The sequence below is a fragment of the Candidatus Saccharimonadales bacterium genome (assembly GCA_036397795.1).
GTDB lineage: Bacteria > Patescibacteriota > Saccharimonadia > Saccharimonadales > DASWIF01 > DASWIF01.
Genome location: DASWIF010000013.1, coordinates 1 through 2252, shown reverse-complemented (window position 1 = coordinate 2252; position 2252 = coordinate 1). Strand labels below are relative to the sequence as shown.

At 52.4% G+C, this 2252-nt stretch carries 2 protein-coding genes; both read right to left on the bottom strand.

Annotation, left to right across the window (positions count from 1 at the left end; translation table 11 throughout):
* A partial coding sequence (locus VGA08_00940) for a transglycosylase domain-containing protein (GenBank protein HEX9679172.1) occupies window positions 1-1462 on the bottom strand: 1462 nt, incomplete at its 3' end.
* Between the two features lie 111 nt (window positions 1463-1573).
* Window positions 1574-2252, bottom strand: a 679-nt coding sequence (locus tag VGA08_00935; protein HEX9679171.1) for an ROK family protein, incomplete at its 5' end; no start/stop codon positions are given.

The following is a 2252-nucleotide window of genomic DNA, read 5'->3' as shown; positions in this document are numbered from 1 at the left end:
TGTGCTCAAGGAGCTGGACCTCGCCGCCGCCCAGTACAAGCGAGAGCCCAAAGCGCGAGCGGTTTTGGAAGCTGGTGTAACCCAGGTCTTCGGCCAAGTCAATCACGTTGTCAACGCCGGCCAGGTAAATGGCTTTTACGGCCGGAATATTGAGCGAGCCCTGAAGCGCCTGGCGGATAGTTACCGGCCCATGCTCAGCCAGGTCATAGTTGCGCGGCGAGTAGTCGTTGCCGTCATAGTTTACAAAATCAGTTTCAACGTCGTAGAGAACCGTATCGGGCGTAAAGCCTTTGCGGAACGCGGCCGTGTAGACAATCGGTTTGAAAGATGAGCCCGGCTGCCGAAGGCGGGTGGCAACATTGACCTGGCCGTCAATTTCTTCATTAAAGAAATCGCGCGAACCTAGCATGGTTAAAATTTGGCCGGTCTTTGGGTCAATTACAACCATGGCCGCGTTACTGGCCTCCCAATCCAGATTTTTTTCCGCCAGTTCTTGCATGACTTCTTCAGCCAACTCATGCTTAAACAAATCGAGCGTGGTGACAACCTGAAGTCCGCCTTGCTCAACCACCACCTCGCCGTATTTTTCGGTCAAAAGTTCGCGTACATACATGACAAAGTGGGGGGCGGTGATGTTGCTGACTTGCCGTTCTTTGAATTCCAGCGGTTGGTTTTTGGCAAACTCGGCGTCGTCCTCGGTAATGTAACCCAGCTCAGCCATGCTATCTAAAATCCAGTGCTGGCGGCCAATGAGGAGGTCAACATTGCTGCCGTACGGGGAATAGCGGGTTGGTGACTGGGGGAGCGCGGCCAGAATCGCGGCTTCCGGAAGCGTGATGTCGCGGACGCTTTTGCCAAAGTATGTTTGAGCGGCGGCCTCCGACCCGTAGGCGACTGAACCGTAGGGGATTTCATTAAAATAAAGCTGGAGAATTTCATCCTTGGAAAAGTTTTTCTCAATTTGCCAGGATAAAATAATCTCGCGAATTTTGCGGGTATAGGTTTTGTCTGAGGTCAGAATCGCATTTTTTACCAACTGCTGGGTCAGAGTTGAACCGCTGACTCGGCTGCCCGTGGTTACGTTTCGAATCGCGGAACGGATAATGCCGGTTATGCTAATACCGCCGTGTTCATAGAATTTGCGGTCCTCGGCCGTCAGCGTGGCGTGGATTAAGTCGTCAGGAATCTCGACCAGCGGCACCAATGTACGCTGTTCATCGCCATGAATATCAAAAAGGAGCTGCTCGCCGGTTCGGTCGTAAATTTTGGTGCTTTGAGCAACCTCACGCTCAATAATGCGATTTGGGTTGGGTAGATCACGCGCCACCCAGGCCACGACCGCGATGCTGGTAATTCCGCCAATCCCAATCAGAGCGATTCCGCCAATCAAAATTAGCCGAATAAGTTTTTTCGGATTGAGCTTGGGAAATTTTCCGCCGCCACCGCCAAAATTTCTCCCCACGTAGGTGGCGGAGCCGCTTGATCTTGACCGTGGCCGGCTGCTTGAACGCCGCCGCCACGACTGCGGTGATTTAGTTTTTTCAGAGAGTCCGGGTATAGACATGAACTAAAGTTATTGATTTGTCAGTCGCGCCGCGCCAATAATACCGGCTCGATCCAGAGTACCTGCTACAATTTGCGGCGGTCGTGCCGCGGGATAAAAAAGTTGTTTGGCTTTGGCAATGGCCGGGGTAACCAGTAGTTTTTTGACGCTGGCCAAGCCGCCGCCCAGGACAATAATGTCCGGGTTAAAAACTTGCGTGATATTAAAAAAAGTTTCGGCCAGCGCGGTCTGAGCAATTTGGAAAGCTGCTTTGGCGTCTTGGTCGCCGAGTCGGGCTAAGCGTTCAATCTCCCAAGTGTCGGTAAGCGTGCCTGTTAATTGGGCATAGGTTTTGGCAATAGCCGTGCCTGAGGCGTAGGCTTCAACATGGCCTCGGCGGCCGCAGCTGCACTTAACGCCGTTTTGGAAAATTGTGGTGTGCCCGAGTTCACCAGCGCCGCCGTCACGACCCACCAAAAGCTGTTGTTTAAGCACAATGCCGCCGCCAATACCTGTTCCGAGTGTTAGGCCAATGACCACGTCTTTGTTTTTGCCGCTGCCGTAGACAGCCTCGGCTAAAGTAAAACAATTCGCGTCATTATTGACGGCCGCGGACTTACCGAATTTTTGGCGGATATGTTTTTTAAGCCCAACGTTTTTAAAATCTTGGCTGAAGTTGGGGCTTTGGACGATTATGCCGCGGTGGCTA